This is a genomic window from Candidatus Paceibacterota bacterium, from assembly GCA_030583765.1.
Classification (GTDB): domain Bacteria; phylum Patescibacteriota; class Minisyncoccia; order 2-02-FULL-40-12; family GWA2-44-9.
Genome location: CP129474.1, coordinates 333,504 through 348,939 on the forward strand (window position 1 = coordinate 333,504; position 15,436 = coordinate 348,939).

Annotated in this window: 20 protein-coding genes, 1 tRNA gene, 1 other RNA gene and 1 pseudogene; 15 read left to right on the plus strand and 8 right to left on the minus strand. The window is 53.9% G+C overall.

Annotated elements, in window-relative coordinates; genetic code table 11:
- Positions 1-76: 76 nt before the first annotated feature.
- Positions 77-469, plus strand: coding sequence for a hypothetical protein (locus QY311_01720; protein ID WKZ26854.1), 393 nt, complete (start codon positions 77-79; stop codon positions 467-469).
- On the opposite strand, the gene argS is transcribed toward QY311_01720, so the two are convergent.
- The gene (gene argS, locus QY311_01725; GenBank protein ID WKZ26855.1) at positions 466-2,184 is read right to left on the minus strand and encodes an arginine--tRNA ligase; all 1,719 of its coding nucleotides are present in this window, start codon (positions 2,182-2,184) and stop codon (positions 466-468) included. The two genes, QY311_01720 and argS, sit on opposite strands and share 4 nt — an antisense overlap.
- A 100-nt stretch (positions 2,185-2,284) precedes the next feature.
- On the opposite strand from argS, the gene QY311_01730 reads away from it, so the two are divergent.
- A complete protein-coding gene (locus QY311_01730; GenBank protein WKZ26856.1) occupies positions 2,285-3,313 on the plus strand; it encodes a trypsin-like peptidase domain-containing protein in 1,029 nt (342 codons plus the stop codon).
- Between the two features lie 2 nt (positions 3,314-3,315).
- On the plus strand, positions 3,316-3,759 hold the full coding sequence (gene smpB, locus QY311_01735; protein WKZ26857.1) for an SsrA-binding protein SmpB: 444 nt from the start codon (positions 3,316-3,318) through the stop codon (positions 3,757-3,759).
- Here smpB and QY311_01740 read toward each other — a convergent pair.
- The 4 genes from QY311_01740 to QY311_01755 all read right to left on the minus strand — a co-directional run bounded on the left by QY311_01740 (position 3,725) and on the right by QY311_01755 (position 7,335).
- Positions 3,725-4,918, minus strand: a complete 1,194-nt coding sequence (locus tag QY311_01740) for a glycosyltransferase family 4 protein (GenBank protein WKZ26858.1) — start codon at positions 4,916-4,918, stop codon at positions 3,725-3,727. The two genes, smpB and QY311_01740, sit on opposite strands and share 35 nt — an antisense overlap.
- Positions 4,915-5,631, minus strand: a complete 717-nt coding sequence (locus QY311_01745; GenBank protein ID WKZ26859.1) for a PIG-L family deacetylase — start codon at positions 5,629-5,631, stop codon at positions 4,915-4,917. The genes QY311_01740 and QY311_01745 overlap by 4 nt, the downstream gene beginning before the upstream one ends.
- An 88-nt stretch (positions 5,632-5,719) precedes the next feature.
- Positions 5,720-6,745, minus strand: coding sequence for a hypothetical protein (locus QY311_01750; GenBank protein WKZ26860.1), 1,026 nt, complete (start codon positions 6,743-6,745; stop codon positions 5,720-5,722).
- A 317-nt stretch (positions 6,746-7,062) separates the two neighbouring features.
- On the minus strand, positions 7,063-7,335 hold the full coding sequence (locus tag QY311_01755; protein WKZ26861.1) for a hypothetical protein: 273 nt from the start codon (positions 7,333-7,335) through the stop codon (positions 7,063-7,065).
- Between the two features lie 74 nt (positions 7,336-7,409).
- On the opposite strand from QY311_01755, the gene ssrA reads away from it, so the two are divergent.
- Positions 7,410-7,760: a transfer-messenger RNA gene (gene ssrA / locus QY311_01760) on the plus strand.
- Positions 7,761-7,870: 110 nt separating this feature from the next.
- Here the strand turns inward: ssrA and QY311_01765 are convergent.
- Positions 7,871-8,785: a thermonuclease family protein gene (locus tag QY311_01765; GenBank protein ID WKZ26862.1), complete on the minus strand. Its 915-nt coding sequence runs from the start codon at positions 8,783-8,785 to the stop codon at positions 7,871-7,873.
- A gap of 128 nt (positions 8,786-8,913) precedes the next feature.
- Between QY311_01765 and QY311_01770 the strand changes: the two genes are divergently transcribed.
- The 5 genes from QY311_01770 to QY311_01790 all read left to right on the plus strand — a co-directional run bounded on the left by QY311_01770 (position 8,914) and on the right by QY311_01790 (position 11,204).
- The gene (locus tag QY311_01770) at positions 8,914-9,120 is read left to right on the plus strand and encodes a hypothetical protein (protein WKZ26863.1); all 207 of its coding nucleotides are present in this window, start codon (positions 8,914-8,916) and stop codon (positions 9,118-9,120) included.
- Positions 9,121-9,262: 142 nt separating this feature from the next.
- A complete protein-coding gene (locus tag QY311_01775; protein ID WKZ26864.1) occupies positions 9,263-9,508 on the plus strand; it encodes a hypothetical protein in 246 nt (81 codons plus the stop codon).
- A gap of 103 nt (positions 9,509-9,611) precedes the next feature.
- The gene (locus QY311_01780) at positions 9,612-10,238 is read left to right on the plus strand and encodes a hypothetical protein (protein ID WKZ26865.1); all 627 of its coding nucleotides are present in this window, start codon (positions 9,612-9,614) and stop codon (positions 10,236-10,238) included.
- Positions 10,239-10,329: 91 nt separating this feature from the next.
- Positions 10,330-10,746 carry a DoxX family membrane protein gene (locus QY311_01785; GenBank protein WKZ26866.1) on the plus strand — a complete coding sequence of 139 codons (417 nt, stop codon included), beginning with the start codon at positions 10,330-10,332 and terminating at the stop codon, positions 10,744-10,746.
- A gap of 2 nt (positions 10,747-10,748) precedes the next feature.
- Positions 10,749-11,204, plus strand: a complete 456-nt coding sequence (locus tag QY311_01790) for a peroxiredoxin (GenBank protein ID WKZ26867.1) — start codon at positions 10,749-10,751, stop codon at positions 11,202-11,204.
- Between the two features lie 26 nt (positions 11,205-11,230).
- Here QY311_01790 and QY311_01795 read toward each other — a convergent pair whose 3' ends face one another.
- Positions 11,231-11,743, minus strand: a complete 513-nt coding sequence (locus QY311_01795; GenBank protein WKZ26868.1) for a hypothetical protein — start codon at positions 11,741-11,743, stop codon at positions 11,231-11,233.
- 50 nt (positions 11,744-11,793) lie between these two features.
- Here QY311_01795 and QY311_01800 point away from each other — a divergent pair, with 50 nt between their 5' ends.
- Genes QY311_01800 through rplT form a run of 4 tightly spaced genes read left to right on the plus strand, consistent with a single transcriptional unit; the run spans position 11,794 to position 13,490 of the window.
- Positions 11,794-12,336 carry a 3'-5' exonuclease gene (locus QY311_01800; protein WKZ26869.1) on the plus strand — a complete coding sequence of 181 codons (543 nt, stop codon included), beginning with the start codon at positions 11,794-11,796 and terminating at the stop codon, positions 12,334-12,336.
- 58 nt (positions 12,337-12,394) lie between these two features.
- On the plus strand, positions 12,395-12,958 hold the full coding sequence (infC, locus tag QY311_01805) for a translation initiation factor IF-3 (GenBank protein WKZ26870.1): 564 nt from the start codon (positions 12,395-12,397) through the stop codon (positions 12,956-12,958).
- Positions 12,912-13,139 (plus strand): 50S ribosomal protein L35, encoded by a 228-nt coding sequence (locus tag QY311_01810; GenBank protein WKZ26871.1) that lies wholly within the window; start codon positions 12,912-12,914, stop codon positions 13,137-13,139. The genes infC and QY311_01810 overlap by 47 nt, the downstream gene beginning before the upstream one ends.
- Before the next feature lie 9 nt (positions 13,140-13,148).
- The gene (gene rplT, locus QY311_01815; GenBank protein WKZ26872.1) at positions 13,149-13,490 is read left to right on the plus strand and encodes a 50S ribosomal protein L20; all 342 of its coding nucleotides are present in this window, start codon (positions 13,149-13,151) and stop codon (positions 13,488-13,490) included.
- 589 nt (positions 13,491-14,079) lie between these two features.
- Here rplT and QY311_01820 read toward each other — a convergent pair.
- Positions 14,080-14,151, minus strand: a tRNA-Glu gene (locus QY311_01820).
- 69 nt (positions 14,152-14,220) lie between these two features.
- On the opposite strand from QY311_01820, the pseudogene tsaD reads away from it, so the two are divergent.
- Both tsaD and QY311_01830 read left to right on the plus strand, forming a co-directional pair.
- Positions 14,221-15,303 (plus strand): annotated as a pseudogene (tsaD, locus tag QY311_01825) (tRNA (adenosine(37)-N6)-threonylcarbamoyltransferase complex transferase subunit TsaD).
- A complete protein-coding gene (locus QY311_01830; protein ID WKZ26873.1) occupies positions 15,284-15,433 on the plus strand; it encodes a hypothetical protein in 150 nt (49 codons plus the stop codon). The pseudogene tsaD and the gene QY311_01830 overlap by 20 nt, the downstream one beginning before the upstream one ends.
- The last annotated feature ends 3 nt before the right edge of the window (positions 15,434-15,436 follow it).

Below are 15,436 nucleotides of genomic sequence, written 5' to 3' on the forward strand. Positions count from 1 at the left end.
TACGCTAGCAAAAAAAGCGGAAAATCTCAACGCGAAAGCATTGCGCGAAAAGAGGAGTCTGTCGTACACTGCACGCATGCATCTCCGCGCCCCTTTGGTGATACTCTTTGTAATCTTTGTGCTTGGCGTCTTTGTAACAGGCGCCACAAATCTTTACGACATCGTCCCGTGGTTCGATAAGCTCATGCACCTCACGGGCGGCGCAGCTATTGCGTGGCTCGCGCACCGGCATTTCTCACACCGCGCACAAGGAAACCACAATCCCCTTCATACATGGGCTATTCTCGGCGTTGTTGCCGTTGTCGGTATTGCTTGGGAAGTTGCCGAACATACTTCGAGTCTTTTCGGAGAGGTCTATTGGCCTTCTATCTATGCATACTTCCACGGCGGTGACCTTACCGATACGCTCGCTGATCTCGTTCTTGATCTCGCAGGAGCGCTTGCTGTTCTGCACCTTTCTCGTCGCTAGATCTGCTCGGGAGCTTGAATGCCCAAAAGGCCGAGCCCCGTTTTCAACACTTTCGCCACCGTTTCAATAAGAAGAAGCCGCGCATTCCGGCGTTGCGTTTGCGCGTCCTCTAAAATACGCACCTGTTCATAGAAGCGGTTTGCTTCATTCGCAAGTTCAGCAATATATAACGCAAGGCCATTTGTTGTTCGCGATGTCGCGCTCTGACGCACAACATCAGTAAAGTGGAGAAGGTGCCGCATGAGGCGCTCTTCGCATGGCTCAGAGAGGAGCTCTAATTGTGGGCGCACTAACAATCGCGAAAGCCGCGCCCATGCACCAGCCTTACGCGCGATACTCATGAGTCGTGCATAGGTATATTGAATGTAGGGTCCACTTGAACCAGAGAAATCGAGCATACGATCCCAGTCAAAGCGAATATCCGATGTGCGCAATTCGCGAAGGTCATTGTATTTAATAGCGCCAATGCCCACCGCTCGCGCAACACGAGCGCGCTCCTTCTCTGAAAGGCGTGGGTTTTTCTTTTGTACCACTGCGTCGGCGCGCTGAATTGCCTCAGCCAATACTTCAGTAAGTGGCGTCGCGTTCCCTTCGCGCGTGGATAGTTTTTGTCCTTGCGCATTCAGCACAAGTCCATACTTCACGTGCATGAGATCCGCAGTACGCAGCCCGAGTATTTCCGCCACCGCAAAAAGTTGTTGGAAGTGGAGCGACTGTTCATTCCCCACTACATAGAGCATCGCTGTGGGGTTGTGGTGGTCAAGGCGCTTTTGAAGCCCCACGAGCTCCCGCGTGAGATACAGACTTGCTCCATCGGACTTGCGGATGAGTGCTGGCGGAAGGTTTTGCGCTGAAAGGTCCACAATGAGCGCACCCTCGCTTTCTTTCGCGATGCCCTGCGCTTCTAAAAACGCCACAAGCGCGGGCATGTCTTTTTGGAGATCGCTTTCGCCTGTCATAATAGAAAACCTGATGCCCAGCTGTGTGTAGGTGTGTTCAAATGCGCGCAGTGATTCTTTTTTAAACCACTGCCAAAGTTTTTTGTTTTCTCCATCGCCGCTCTCCAGCTTGCGGAATTCTTCTTGTCCGACCGCTTCAAGTGAAGCGTCAGTTTTCAGCTCTTCATGGAAGCGCACATACAACCTCACGAGTGTGGCGATAGGATCTTTGCGCACATCATGCGGATTACCCCAACGCTTATACGCGGCGATGAGTTTTCCAAACTGCGTCCCCCAATCGCCCAAATAGTTCCACCGAATGACGCGGTAGCCGAGAAAGTCGTGGATATTCGCGAGCGCATCTCCGATTACCGTAGAGCGCACGTGCCCCACATGCATGGGCTTTGCAATATTTGGAGATGAATATTCAACGATGATTGTTTTTCCCCTTCCCTCTTTTGTCGCCCCTGGCCGCTGAGCACTCGCGAGCGCACGGAGCGACGCGTGCAGTGCAGATGCACGAAGCGTGATATTAATAAACCCAGGCGCAGAAGCGGTGATAGATTCGCACGCGACGGAAAGCTCTGGGTCAGCGCGCAGCGCAGAAGCAATGTGTTCAGCAACTTCCATGGGCGACTTCTTCTGCTCTTTCGCGAGTGGGAACGCAATATTTGTGGCAAAGTCACCCAGATCCGGAGTAGGCGGAACTGAGACATCAAAAGAAATGCCGGGCACATGTGTTGCGATACGAGCACGTATCCAAGAGATATCGTACATGCTTGTATGCTACCGCAGGCGCCGCTCCTTTACTAGACCTCCGCAATCGCCTTGAAAAAGCAGCCCGCGACCCCCATAATGAAGGAGATACTTTTTTATTATGTCCCTCAAAGAACACGACAAACACATCGTTGATATCGTCAAAGACATTTCGCCAGCCGTAGTAAGTATCGCGATCTCAAAGGAACTCCCCACAATGCGTGGGCGCCTTTCTGATTCCCTCTTCGGATCATTCGCTCCGCCACGCGAAACAGAGAAAACAAAAGTAGGCGGTGGCTCTGGCTTCATCGTGCACGCAGATGGACTCGTACTCACCAACAAGCACGTCGTCATCGACCCCGACGCCGCATACACTGTTATTATGGGTGACGATACCGAATACCCCGCGAAGGTGCTTTCACGTGACCCCGTCAACGACATTGCCGTATTGAAGATAGAAGGCATGAATCTCCCCGTCGCACCGATGGGTGATTCAAAGAAGATTCAGCTCGGGCAAACAGTGCTCGCCATTGGCAACGCGCTGGGCATGTTCTCAAACACTGTTTCAAAGGGTATTGTTTCTGGTCTCGCACGGAGTATCGCCGCGGCGTTGGGCTCGGGCGAGCACATGGAAGAGCTTCGTGGTGTTATTCAAACGGACGTCGCTATCAACCAAGGAAACTCTGGAGGGCCGCTCATTGATTTAGACGGTAACGTCATCGCCATCAACACGGCGGTCATCTATGGCGCGCAGAATATCGGCTTTTCTATCCCCATTAATTGGGCAAAGCAAGACATCAAGGACATTTTAGAGCACGGGCGCATTCGCCGACCGTACATCGGCCTCACCTACATTATGTTGGGCAAGGAAGCACAGAAGAAATATGCACTCGCCACAGATCACGGCGCGCTCGTAGCCCGCGACCACCTCCCCGGCTCTGTCGCTGTGGTCCCCGGCTCCCCCGCAGACAAGGCCGGCATTCGCGAGAACGACATCATCACTGAAGTGAATGGCGAACCGCTCACCGAGAAAACGACGCTCACCGAAGCGCTCCAGGTATTCGCCGTAGGAGAAACCGTGAAGCTCTCACTCATTCGCAACGAAAAACCGATGCACGTCTCTTTGACGCTTAAAGAGCGCACCGCATAGCTATGAAAGAGTACGCCTCAAACCCGCGGGCCGCATTCGACTTCGAGATTATCGAAACACTCGAGGCTGGTGTTGTGCTCACAGGCAATGAAGTGAAAGCAATTAAAACTGGTAAAGCAGCACTCCGCGGCACCTATGTGCGCATGATTCACGAGCGTCCGTTTCTTGTAGGCGCCACTATCACGCCCTACCAGCCCGCAAACACACCACCCACCTATAACCCGCAGGCAGATCGCGCGCTCCTCATGTCCAAGAAACAGATTGCCGCACTCTCGGGTATCGGCAAGGCAGAAGGCCTTACGCTTGTTCCCCTGAAACTGTATGACAAGGGCGGGCGCATTAAACTGTTAGTAGGCATCGCGCGCGGGAAACGCAAATACGACAAGCGAGAAACGATAAAAAAGAAAGATCTCACACGAGCGAACCAACGCGGACTTGAGGATTAATATTCTCAGTATAATGCTGCGCTCCAATAGTGTCGTAAAACGAAAGTAGCTCGGTTATTCTTTTTTTTATACAGTATGTTGTACGCACCTCTCGAGAAATATGTGGGGCGGTAAGACGCGCGCGAATAACACGACTGTAAAGCACCTTCTCAAGCGCAATCGCTAAGGCATGTGCGTCTCCCAACGGGAATAATAGCCCACGCCGCCCACCATCCAAGAGCTCCGCGAGGCCTTCAATATCGCTCGCAACCACCGGGGTACCAAGTCCGAGCGCTTCCATCGCCACATTACACCAAGATTCTGTTCTCGACGGCACCGCGAGCACGTCGGTCGCGCGCAAGAAAGCGGGCATACGGTCATGCGATATATAGCCCTCAAAACGCAAAAGTGAACCAACGCCAAGCTTCTGTGCCAGTGCCAGTAGCTTGCGCTCGTCCTGCCCCGCACCAATAACGCGAACCGAGCGTGGCGATAAGACGCGTTTGAGCTTCACAAGCGCGCGCATGAGCACATCAACGCCCTTCATGTGAGAGAGCTCGCCAGCATATGTAATAGCCACGCGCGGAATCACCGGCCCATGCAAAGCTTGTGTATCTAGCTCATCCCAGTCTTTGGCGTTATGAATAACGTGTACTCTTCGCAGGATACCAAGCTCGTCTAAGGACGCCTGCACGGCACTAGAAGGACCGGATATAATACACCGCGAATTGCGAAGATGCGCACAAAATTCATCAAGGAGCGCTTGCCGCATAATCAACGGCAATTTCCCAATCCTTGAAAAGGGTATGTGTCTCACTGTCGTGCGGAGTGACACTACAAGGCGTGCGCCGCACCTATCGGCGCATCGCAAAGCAGTCATCATACCATCACGCAAAGAAAACGTCGCCTGTACATGAATAACGTCAGCGCACCGCATAAGTTGCACGATGTCGGCTTCGGTACTCGCCTTCTCGAGGCATAACCGTGGCGCTACAATATGCGGATATCGCACATGCGCATCAGTAGTAAATGTTTCTGATACGGTGCGCGTTGTCGCAATAGTGACCGAGTGCCCAAGACTAGCTAGGGCACGAGCATCTTGAAATGTCTGCACCTCAACACCGCCGCCTTCAGCGTGTGGATAGTCGTGGATAAATAAAATATTAAGTGGGCGGTTCATGGTGTTCTAGGAGATCCAATCGCCACAAACTCGGCAAGAATTCCGGCCGATACCGCCGTTAAACGATACCATGGCGGGTTTACTATTCGGAACGCCTCGGCATATGTGCTTTTAGCACGCCCGCCGCGAAGCATGGCAAGCCCCTCATCAAAGCGGAGTAGGTCACGCCCCAAACGCTCTGCATACGCAGCACGCATAGCACGCATCTTTACGGCATACGTCTCAGAAATATCAAAGAGAATGAGCGGGTTCGCTAAAACGTTAAGGCCGTCGGTTTCCAGAATAATGCCGTGCTCAAGACGCGCACCCAAGTGAAGGAGCGTTGAGCGAAATGCGATTTCTATTGCTCGTAGACCAATGGCGTGAGCCGCGCGATGTTCGAAGTGGTAGTCTCCGCGATTGAGAAGAATACATACATCAGGCCGCACTTCGCGTAGATACGCCGCCAGCTCAAGCACTATATCTTCGGTCGGCGAGAGAAGTATATTCCCGCCAACACGAATACGCGGTGGCTCCATGCCAACGTCACGTGAGAACAAGTCAATTTCTTTGCGACGATTATTTGCCATCATTGCCGTTCTCTCTCGCGCATTCGGCTTACCATTACTACCATCGGTGCATACGAATTCGTGCACCTTCCATCCACGCGCCGCGAGCGCAGCAACAGTGCCGCCAACAAGCGTGTCGTCGTCAGGGTGCGCAGATATAATCACAGCTGTTCGAGTATTAGATTGTATTGTTTTCATGTATAAAATAACGAGGATGTGTCGGAGCCCTATACAAGGGCTCCGACACGAAGACCTAGGTGACAGTAATCGTGATGGTGCGGCCGTCAGAGATGAACGGGATGTCGGAGAGTGCCTTCCCCACCCTTGACGCATGGGCGTCCAGACAACGACGGAGATCATCCCACCCGGCGTCCTTCTTGTCTGGCGTGACCACAGTTACCCTCGTGCTTACACTCAAGCGATCGCGCCACAGGGAAGTGAGGCTGTTGAGTGTCCCGCGCGAATCGCTATAGTCGCGCACATGCACGCGGGCGTCTGGAGACGTGATCTTTTTGATCGCAGCGTATGCGGCAAGCCCGTTGAGTACGAGCCCCGTCTTTCGCATGAGGAGACCGACGCTCGTATCGTCAGAGATACAGGCGGACAAGATCCGCGCCCCCTTACAGCGCATCGGCCGCGTACTATGAACAGCAGTAACCACGTACTGCCAATCCCAACGCACGCTATGGTACGACACCGTGTCCGCAGAGCACGCAGGGCATGGCACCCTGCAGATGGCTCGTCTAGACGGCAACGCCTCTCGAAGTTCACCGAGCGTGATGTTAATCAGGGCGCAGGTCAGGTCGCGCACACGGAGCGAACCGGCGGGCATCCCCGATGGGACAATGTGCTCCACCAGCCGCTCACGCACCTCCATGAAACGCGCCAAGCGCGTGGAGATAATCGTATCCACCGCATCTGGCAATAGCCCAATTGGTACGTGTGGGCGCAGACGCTCCTTTCCAATGAACGGAACATCTCCCCAGAACTCCTTCCACAAGTTGGAGCCGAAGTCGTCACAGTCGGCGTCCAAACCCCACTCCTGCCCGTACTCGCCGACCGTACCAGCCGTACTGATGTCGGTCACCACAGTGCCGGGCAAACGCAGACTCGCCCATGCGGCAACGAGCAGTTCCGTTGCCCTACAGTTGGGCACGGGCGAAGAAGCGTCGCACACGTAGTGCGCGTCTTCGGTGAGCACATCACGCCGTACGTAACCGGCGCGCAAAGCTTCGTCAAGGCCACTGCCAATATTGGAACGTCCGATTTCGCAGATCATTCTAACTACCCTCCTGGATTTTCGTTAAAGAACAGTCGAGCCCCCGATCATCGGGGGCTCGTTGAGATATTTATGTGGTGAATGTAGCTGTCTAAATTAATACCTTAATGAGCCTCCGATGTCGGAAGTAAACATAATAAAGGTATAGAGATGCCACTGGGCGGCGTGGCACGATGGGATGTTGTCTGAAGCTGGAATCATAACTATTGAATTCTAGAAAATATACACGAGGCCATAGGCACCGTCAAGCCTGCCGCCTGGCTCACGTCACTCACGTGGTGGCGACGAATAAAGACCCCCGGCACGGTGCCGGGGGCTTACGGTTTGGTGAAAACGAGCGCACGCAAGTGCGCGGAGTCTGGCACATCGTTGCGCACGAGCACGCCATGCTCTTGCATGAGCTGCGCTTCTCTGGCTTGCGCCTCCTGAATGTGGCGCCGTTGGAGCGCGTTGTCTTTTTCCCACAGCGCACGCGCTACGGGGAACAGATCAACGCAACGCGCAACGCTTGGCGCCCGCGGGCGCCGCGTGATGCCACGCACGAGCGTGCCAAGACGCGTTTCTCTCGTAGCCATAGAGCCCTCCTTCATGGCGCAGTATAGGGATTTTTACGCACTATACAAGCACTTTGCAGGACTTCCGTTTTGTGGTATAATGTGCCCTTGGGGATGATCGGTTTCGACGAGGTCGTTCATTGATACATCGCTGTGCGCGGATGACTATCCCCCCGCGTAATAAATCTAGTCAACTCATATTTGGCAACTCTCAACCAGTTGTTGCATACGCCTAGCTTTAGCGCGTAAGCCATCCAGCTCGGATACTCGCTACGAGATTCCTGGGTGTCATCAGCGAGATGCTCGTTTGTGCGTCCGTCCGCACGAACGCTAAGACCTGACGGAAACCCATGCACGACGTTTGGCGAAGTCATACGTGCACGGATACCAAATCGCCTATCACAGTACACGCGGTATCAGTAACACTTTGGACTGGGGTTCGATTCCCCACATCTCCACTACAGAAAAACAAAGCGCCCCATCGGGGCGTTTTGTTTTTCTGTCTTGAAGGAAGGGAATCGAACGGGTAGCGATAGGCCGATGCATAAAAATATAGCGGAAGAATTCTTATCTAGTTACAATTCAGCGCCTTGCGCCAGCCGGCACTAAGGGCTTCACTTTCGCTACAAAACCATCGCTCGCCCGCATCTTCGTTAATTTTCGTGGCGTTGTAAGAACGGCACCCTTCCACGTGATAGATTTTCTCTCCTGACGAGCTAATGTTCCCTTTTATATCGCATGTGCCACTTTGTGGAGCTAAAGTAGGCGTAGCTGCCTGCGCCGGCGCAGGAGTGGTAGTAGTTGAACAGGCTACGCCCCACAAACCAGTAGCGCTATTTCGGGCTTCAGTCTGCGCCGCTAGAAATACAGAATCGTATTTTACATCTGGCGGATATGTATATACCTTCGCAAATCCATTCTTTACCAGCTCGAGATTCACAAAGAAATCACCCACATATACATAGCGAAGTAGTCGGCCGTACGCATCGCGATCTGTAACGTCTTTTTCTAACCTCACACTTTTTCCCAATACTAGCTCCGTATTTCGGCGAGAAGCTTCTTTCCCAAAGCATTGGACGGGCTTTCGAGGGTCGACTGTTTCCGGCGTATCGATGCCGATATAACGAACGCGTTCGATAGTTCCATTATAGTCCACGTCAATCGTATCCCCATCAACCACGCGCGTAACGATAAACACATTTGGCAAACTTTGCGGTGATTGTGTTTGTAGGAAGGGCGGTGTTGATACTGGAGCACTCTGTTGAAGCGTCGGTTGTTGGGTGGAGCGTTCTGCCCGCGGCGTTAGTGTTGGGGTGCTTTTTGGTAGCACAGAAGGAGTAACCGACGGACTCAATGTTACATCGCCAGTTTCAATGGCTTGGATCAGCAGCGCGCTTTCCTCCCCTTCTTCTTTCGGAGACTCCGAAAACAACGTGAGAAACAGAACCCCTCCGAGAAGAATAAGGCCTATGTTTTTGAATAACATCACCATGCGCCTAGAAGTATTGATTATTTGTTCAAGCACTGCAATATAAGCACGTTTTAGCCCTTTCAGAGGTCGGTTGACACGTATGCATATTATGTTGTATAATTATAGCTTAGAGAGGTGTCGAGATGAAGAAGGCCATCGCAGTCTACGGAGTGAATTCCGTTCTGGGTCCGGTGCTGGTCGGCATCAGACTCGACGAGGACGCAGAAGCGCTGGCGCGGCAGTGGGAGCTCACGGTGGAAAAGAAAGAAACCGTGGGCGGATCGATCCGCCTCATCGCGCGCGACGGAGACAACCGACTGCTGTACCTGGACGAAGTTCCCATCCTCTAGCCCACGCCGCCCCGCACAAGAAGCCCCTCGCTTCGTCTGTGCGGGGTTTCTTTATTTTTAAGAACTAGATGAGCGGGATCCCCCCCTCACCCATACTTGCCGCGCACCTCTCGCAGTGCTACCGTGCCGGAAGGAGGTAGGCATGAGCACCAGTCCGAGCGGTCCCATCGCACCCGAAGCCCCGTCGCCATCCCTCTGGCAGATGTCTCAAGAGGAGCTCTTGGCGCTGGCGGTTGTCAGGCTGCAGCTCGCGTGCACAAACTACAAACTCGCGCTCGAAGCCTCCGATGCGGGCACTCGAGATGCGATGCGGCTTGCCGCAGAGCTGCGCAAAACAGAAGCCGAAGAGATCCTCGCGATCTACCGCGAGAGACTCCACCTCGACTAACCTCCCCTCCCCCGCTCGTCACACCAGACGAACGGGGGCTTCTTTATATATTGACATAATGCTGAAAGCAGCGTAATATATACGTCAGCCAAGGAGGCGTGAAGTGTATGAGATCGCCGTTCTAGGGACTATCGTTCTCATGCTGGTCTCGGCGGCGGACTACGTTCGTCGCGCATGGATCCGCGAAACAAACCCAGTACCCGCAACGTGGATCCTCATGATGGTCATGATGGGTCTGTCGTTCTGGATGTATTGGGACAGTCCTCGGAAGTCGTTGACCGCCAACATCGGCGTTACCGCTGGCGTAGTGAACATTGTGATCATTCTCTCGGGAGTGATCGCGGCGAACATTCGCTACGGAACGCTGTCGGTGGCCTTCGACAAAGTGCAGAAGTGGTGTCTCGCAGGCGGAGCGGGAGTTGTGGCGTTTTGGTCCTTCACGGACCAACCGCTCATCTCTTACGCCCTTGTGCAGTGCGTTGCTCTCATAGGCTACTTCGCTACAGTGAAGCGGCTGCTGAAAGCGGAACGGAGCACGGAGCCACTTTTTCTCTGGGTTGCGGTGCTGTTCGCAAACCTGTGCGCACTCTACCCCGCCTGGGTCAAGAACGATCCGTTCTCGTGGATCTACCTCGGCCGCGCAGTGCCCTCAACAATCCTTGTGATCTTCTTGATCGCGAGGATCAAGGGTAGGATGCGCCGAACAAGAACAAGAGAACTCGATGCATAACCGCCCCCGCTCGTCACACCAGACGAACGGGGGCTTCTTTTTACACACCCTGCGCACCGCATCCGTCATAAATACAGTACACTAGAGCGATATGAAACATCCTATCTTCTGGCTTCGCATCGCGCTTGGTTGGCTTTTCGCATACGCAGGGATCGTGAAGATCATCAACCCCGCATGGAGTGCGGCGGGCTATTTGATGAGCGCAAAAACATTTTCCGGATTCTACGCATGGCTCGCAGGACCCAGCATGATCGGTATCACCAACCTCCTCAATGAGTGGGGCCTTTTGTTGGTTGGCCTCGGGCTTTTGAGCGGCGTGCTCGCCCGCCCCGCAGCATACGCAGGCGCACTCATGATGGTCCTCTACTACTTCCCTGTTCTCGATTTCCCTTACATTGGCGAACACTCCTTGTTAGTGGATGAGCACATCATCTACGCATTCGCACTCCTCCTCATCGCGCGAGCACCGTCGCTCGGCCCCATTCTACGCATCCCTAGACGCTCCTAACCATGCGCGTCCCCTCTTTTTCTCTCCAAGATCAGGATGGAGTCACTCACACCCCAGAAGAATGGATGGGCCAATGGCTGTTGATCTACGTTTACCCGAAAGATAACACGCCGGGATGCACGAAGGAGGCGTGCGCTATTCGCGATGACTTTGAAACATTCCGCACGCTTGGCATTGCGGTGGCAGGCATGAGCGGAGATTCCGTACAGAGCCACAAAAAGTTTGCCGACGCATACCAGCTACCGTTCCCACTGCTCTCTGACCCCACCAAAGAAACCATGAAAGCACTGGGCGCCATTGGAGAAAAGAAGTTCATGGGACGCACGTTCGAGGGCATTCAACGAAAATCCTTTTTAGTGAATCCGGAAGGTGAGATTGTGAAAACATACGAGAAAGTCACGCCCGCAGAGCATGCACAAGAAGTGCTCGCGGACGTTCGCGCTCTCCTAGACAAATAACCGAAGACAGCGTATTGTATGCCTTCTCAAGGAGGAGGCTTTTGAGTAAAAAGAAGGTCATCAAAGGCGTGCCACTCACGCCCCTGCATATCGAGATCATGTTGGCGGCACACGCCGTATGCCGCTACCACAGGTTCAAGCTGGTCTGGGGAAGCCAGCAGACTGGGGCCGCCCACCCAAGCTACGTAATCTACCCGTGTGAAGATCCGAACACGTGGCACGGCGCGAGCCACCTGTGCCGGATCAGCATCCCCGAATGGGGACGCGGGGGCGCGATCGAGCTCCCCATCGCGCACGACCAAGTCGGCTTCACCAACGGGTGGACGCCCGTGCGCGTCCACATCGGATCCGAGGCTTCGTACGGCGTTTCGGATATCCCCCTCTATGGGCTCATCTGGGGTGTGGATCTCCGACGCCTCGGGCCCGGGCCCTATCGCACCAGGAAGTCCAAAGAGTTTGAGTACCGGCGCCTTCTGGAGTTCCGCGTTCGCGGCCGTCGCTACCTCGGCCCCATCCCCAGATAGCCTCTCGCCCGTCATGAGCACAGCTCGTGGCGGGCGCTGTCTTTTTTTGGTAGCATCTGGACACCATGAGTACGCTCTCTCACCCCATCGCCATCACTGATATTGAGACATCGGGCCTGGACGCACGCATCCATGAGATCTTAGAGCTTGCGGTCATTGTGGTTGACCCGCACACGCTGGAGCCGCTCACCACATACAGCACGAAGATTCGCCCCACGCGGATCGAACGCGGCGCTAAAAAGGCGCTTGAGGTGTGTGGCTACGCTCCCGCCTCATGGCGCTATGCCGTAAACCTCCGCACCGCAATGGAAAACTATGCGGAAGCATGCAAGGGGGCTATTTTTGCAGGGCACAACGTCTTTTTCACGTGGTCGTTCATTGCCGAAGCGTTCCAGCAGAGCGGCATTGAAGACCCCACGGATTACCACCGTCTTGATCTCTTCTCTGTAGCGTGGGCGCACCAAAACATTCTCAACCGTCCCCGTGCCACCATGCGACTTGAAGACATTGCCAAAGCGCTCGATATAGACCCAGAGCCAAAGCCCCATAGAGCCATGCAGGGAGCCAAGCTCCAGCTCGCCATTCTGCAGAAACTCATGCGGCCGTAGCCCCTCTTCCCTTTTTTCTCAAGGCGTGGTACACTGCGGTCCGTTCACTTTTCCTGCATTGCAGAACAAACTTCGCATCAACAATTTTATCCGAGCGCCTGAAGTTCAGGTCATTACTGACGAGGGCAAGCAGCTTGGCGTCATGAAGATTACTGACGCTCTGCGCATGTCCCGCGAAATGGACCTTGATCTGGTAGAGGTTGGGCCAAACGCTCAACCCCCTATCGTGAAGATCATGGACTATGGGAAGTACCAGTACCTGAAGTCGCGCCAGGAGAAAAAGACAAAAGCTAAGGCGAAAGACCAAGAGACAAAAACGGTCCGCGTTGGCTTCAAAACGGGCACTCACGACATTGAGACCAAGGCCCGAAAGACGGACGAGTTCTTGCAAGAAGGCCACCCGGTGAAAGTAGAGCTGACCCTGCGCGGACGTGAAAAAGCGCTTGCGCACATGGGACTTGAGAAGCTCAAAAGCTTCCTTGCCACCCTCTCACAGCCCTACGTCACGCAAGGCGAACCAAAGCGTTCTCCGTTCGGCTGGGTAGTGATGATTCAGTTTGATAAGAAACGAAACCATGGCTCGACACAGCAAAACAAGCAAACCGCGCAACAGCAAGACTAACCGCTCGCTCAAAAAGCGCGTTAAGATCACGGGTCGCAAGAAGATTCTCAAGCGCCCACCACACCAGAACCACTTCAACGCGAAGGAGTCTGGCGAGCGTGCCCGCAACAAGAAGGGACAGTTGCACGCGCCAAAAGAAGTGCTCAAAAAGGCACGCGCACTGCTCGCAAACGAGTTTTAATTATTCACCATGACACGCGTAAAACGAGGAGTACAACAGCATAAGCGTCGCGAGCGAATCCTGAAGCAGACCAAGGGCTTCATGTGGACCCGCAAGACAAAGATCCGCCAAGCAAAAGAGGCGCTCTTGCACGCATGGTCCCATGCCTTTGCAGACCGCAAGAAAAAGAAGCGCACCTCTCGCCGCCTGTGGCAGATTCAACTCAATGCCGCGGCACGCGAACAGGGCATCTCCTACTCAAAGTTGATCGCCCAACTCAAGACCGCGCAGATCGCCCTGGACCGCAAAGTCCTCGCCGACATCGCCCAGAACCACCCCGAAGTATTCAGCAAGGTTCTCGCAACGAAGTAAGTAGCTCTCCAACCACAACACCCGCCTCAAGCGGGTGTTGTTTATTATTGGTAGCCCTCTATCCCCTAAGACACAATAGGAGAAGTTGCGCGTCTTGCGGCTTCTTTACATGTCTCCAAAAGAGTATCGAGGATCGGCACGTCGGGACAATCTTGACCAACCGACGCTTTATATAACGAGCGCCGGAAAAACCGTCCTCAATACCTATGATCAAATTAAACTTTTCCCTCTCATATCTTGCTTCCATTCTGCAAGCTCAAATCTGGAAGTCTGGGCATATGACCTCCCGCAGTCATGAGTAGACTCCTTCGCAAGCCAAAATAGAATTGCTCCGTTCTTGGCGCTCTTATTTAAATATTCCGTCTCCCAATCTACCTGTTTTTCGTAGACAAATTCGTTATCGAGATACTCTCTGCGTGGGCTTGGCAATGTATATAGTGGGGTCAATCGTGTGAATAATTTTTATGGCCTCGCTCTGCCAATCTGGCGCTCCCTGAACTGGCCTGCTAAGAAAATAATGGGGCCCGTCTAGTGTGTTTGCTTTCTGGTGGAAGAATTACTTTATCATTCATGGGAACACTCATGGTAGTAGCCCTACGGGGAATCGAACCCCGATTTCCACCGTGAAAGGGTGGCGTCCTAACCGTTAGACGATAAGGCCATTGAAACGGTTACGAGTATCGCATGAAAATTGAAGAAAATCAACGTGCGTGCTAGTTTGGTGGGACACATGGCAACCATTCTGGCCATTGAGACCTCGTGCGACGAAACCGCTATTGCGGTTGTTCAAGGCGCTCCAGATCGCGTACGCGTGCTCTCTAATGTCATCTCTTCGCAGATCCCCGTGCACGCAGAGTGGGGTGGTGTCGTACCGCACATCGCCTCTCGCGAGCATGCCGCAAACATTGAGCACGTGTTTCAGCAGGCAATCCGTGACGCAGGCGTTGCATTCCTCAAGACATTGATGCTATCGCAGTCACCCACGGTCCTGGCCTTGGGCCAGCACTCATCATCGGCCTCACGTTCGCAAAAACGCTCGCCGCAGAAACGGGGCTGCCACTCATCGGCGTAGACCACATGGATGGGCACATCCATTCCAATTGGCTCGACGCAGAACAACCCATGGATGCTGTCTTTCCAGTGCTCAATCTCATTGTGTCCGGTGGGCACACGGAGCTTGTCGTCATGCGCGATCACGGTGACTATGAAGTGATCGGAGAAACGCAAGACGATGCCGTTGGCGAAGCATTTGATAAAGTGGCGCGCATGTTGGGACTTGGATACCCAGGAGGCCCCGCGATTTCAAAGCTGGCACAAGAGGGCAATCCACTTGCATTCCCCTTCCCTCAACCCATGCGCGATAGCAATTCGTTTCACTTCAGCTACTCGGGCCTTAAAACCGCGGTGCTCTACGCACTCCGCGACATGGGAGACGCGTTGAAAGAATCTGCCCGCGCAGATGTTGCCGCATCGTTTCAAGAAGCAGCCATTGAAGTGCTCGTGCATAAAACTATTCGCGCAGCACACGCAAACAGATGCGAAAACGGTTTTGCTCTCTGGCGGTGTTTCTGCAAACAAACTCCTCCGCGAGCGCCTCGCACAGCGCCTTGCCGAAGAAGGCATCGCCCACGTACAGCCGCTCATGAAATACACCACTGACAACGCCGCGATGATCGGAGCCGCAGGCTATTTCCGATTCCGTGCAGGCGCCATTGGGCCATGGCACACGGTCACCATGCGCCCCAACCTCACGCTTGGCGAAACAACAAGAGATACGCTACAATCAACAGCACATGCCTCGCGAACTTCCTAAGCAATACGACCACACAGGAACGGAGTCGGATATCTATGCACTCTGGGAAAAGAGTGGCTTTTTTAACCTGACAACTCCTCCGAACGCCACAAAGAACCATTCTCCATTGTTCTTCCCCCACCAAACGTAACGG

Coding starts and splice junctions, on each gene's coding strand:
- QY311_01720 (WKZ26854.1), top strand. CDS start 77: ATGCATCTCCGCGCCCCTTTGGTGATACTCTTTGTAATCTTTGTGCTT.
- argS (WKZ26855.1), bottom strand. CDS start 2,184: ATGTACGATATCTCTTGGATACGTGCTCGTATCGCAACACATGTGCCC.
- QY311_01730 (WKZ26856.1), top strand. CDS start 2,285: ATGTCCCTCAAAGAACACGACAAACACATCGTTGATATCGTCAAAGAC.
- smpB (WKZ26857.1), top strand. CDS start 3,316: ATGAAAGAGTACGCCTCAAACCCGCGGGCCGCATTCGACTTCGAGATT.
- QY311_01740 (WKZ26858.1), bottom strand. CDS start 4,918: ATGAACCGCCCACTTAATATTTTATTTATCCACGACTATCCACACGCT.
- QY311_01750 (WKZ26860.1), bottom strand. CDS start 6,745: ATGATCTGCGAAATCGGACGTTCCAATATTGGCAGTGGCCTTGACGAA.
- QY311_01755 (WKZ26861.1), bottom strand. CDS start 7,335: ATGAAGGAGGGCTCTATGGCTACGAGAGAAACGCGTCTTGGCACGCTC.
- QY311_01765 (WKZ26862.1), bottom strand. CDS start 8,785: ATGTTATTCAAAAACATAGGCCTTATTCTTCTCGGAGGGGTTCTGTTT.
- QY311_01770 (WKZ26863.1), top strand. CDS start 8,914: ATGAAGAAGGCCATCGCAGTCTACGGAGTGAATTCCGTTCTGGGTCCG.
- QY311_01775 (WKZ26864.1), top strand. CDS start 9,263: ATGAGCACCAGTCCGAGCGGTCCCATCGCACCCGAAGCCCCGTCGCCA.
- QY311_01785 (WKZ26866.1), top strand. CDS start 10,330: ATGAAACATCCTATCTTCTGGCTTCGCATCGCGCTTGGTTGGCTTTTC.
- QY311_01790 (WKZ26867.1), top strand. CDS start 10,749: ATGCGCGTCCCCTCTTTTTCTCTCCAAGATCAGGATGGAGTCACTCAC.
- QY311_01795 (WKZ26868.1), bottom strand. CDS start 11,743: ATGACGGGCGAGAGGCTATCTGGGGATGGGGCCGAGGTAGCGACGGCC.
- QY311_01800 (WKZ26869.1), top strand. CDS start 11,794: ATGAGTACGCTCTCTCACCCCATCGCCATCACTGATATTGAGACATCG.
- QY311_01810 (WKZ26871.1), top strand. CDS start 12,912: ATGGCTCGACACAGCAAAACAAGCAAACCGCGCAACAGCAAGACTAAC.
- rplT (WKZ26872.1), top strand. CDS start 13,149: ATGACACGCGTAAAACGAGGAGTACAACAGCATAAGCGTCGCGAGCGA.
- QY311_01830 (WKZ26873.1), top strand. CDS start 15,284: ATGCCTCGCGAACTTCCTAAGCAATACGACCACACAGGAACGGAGTCG.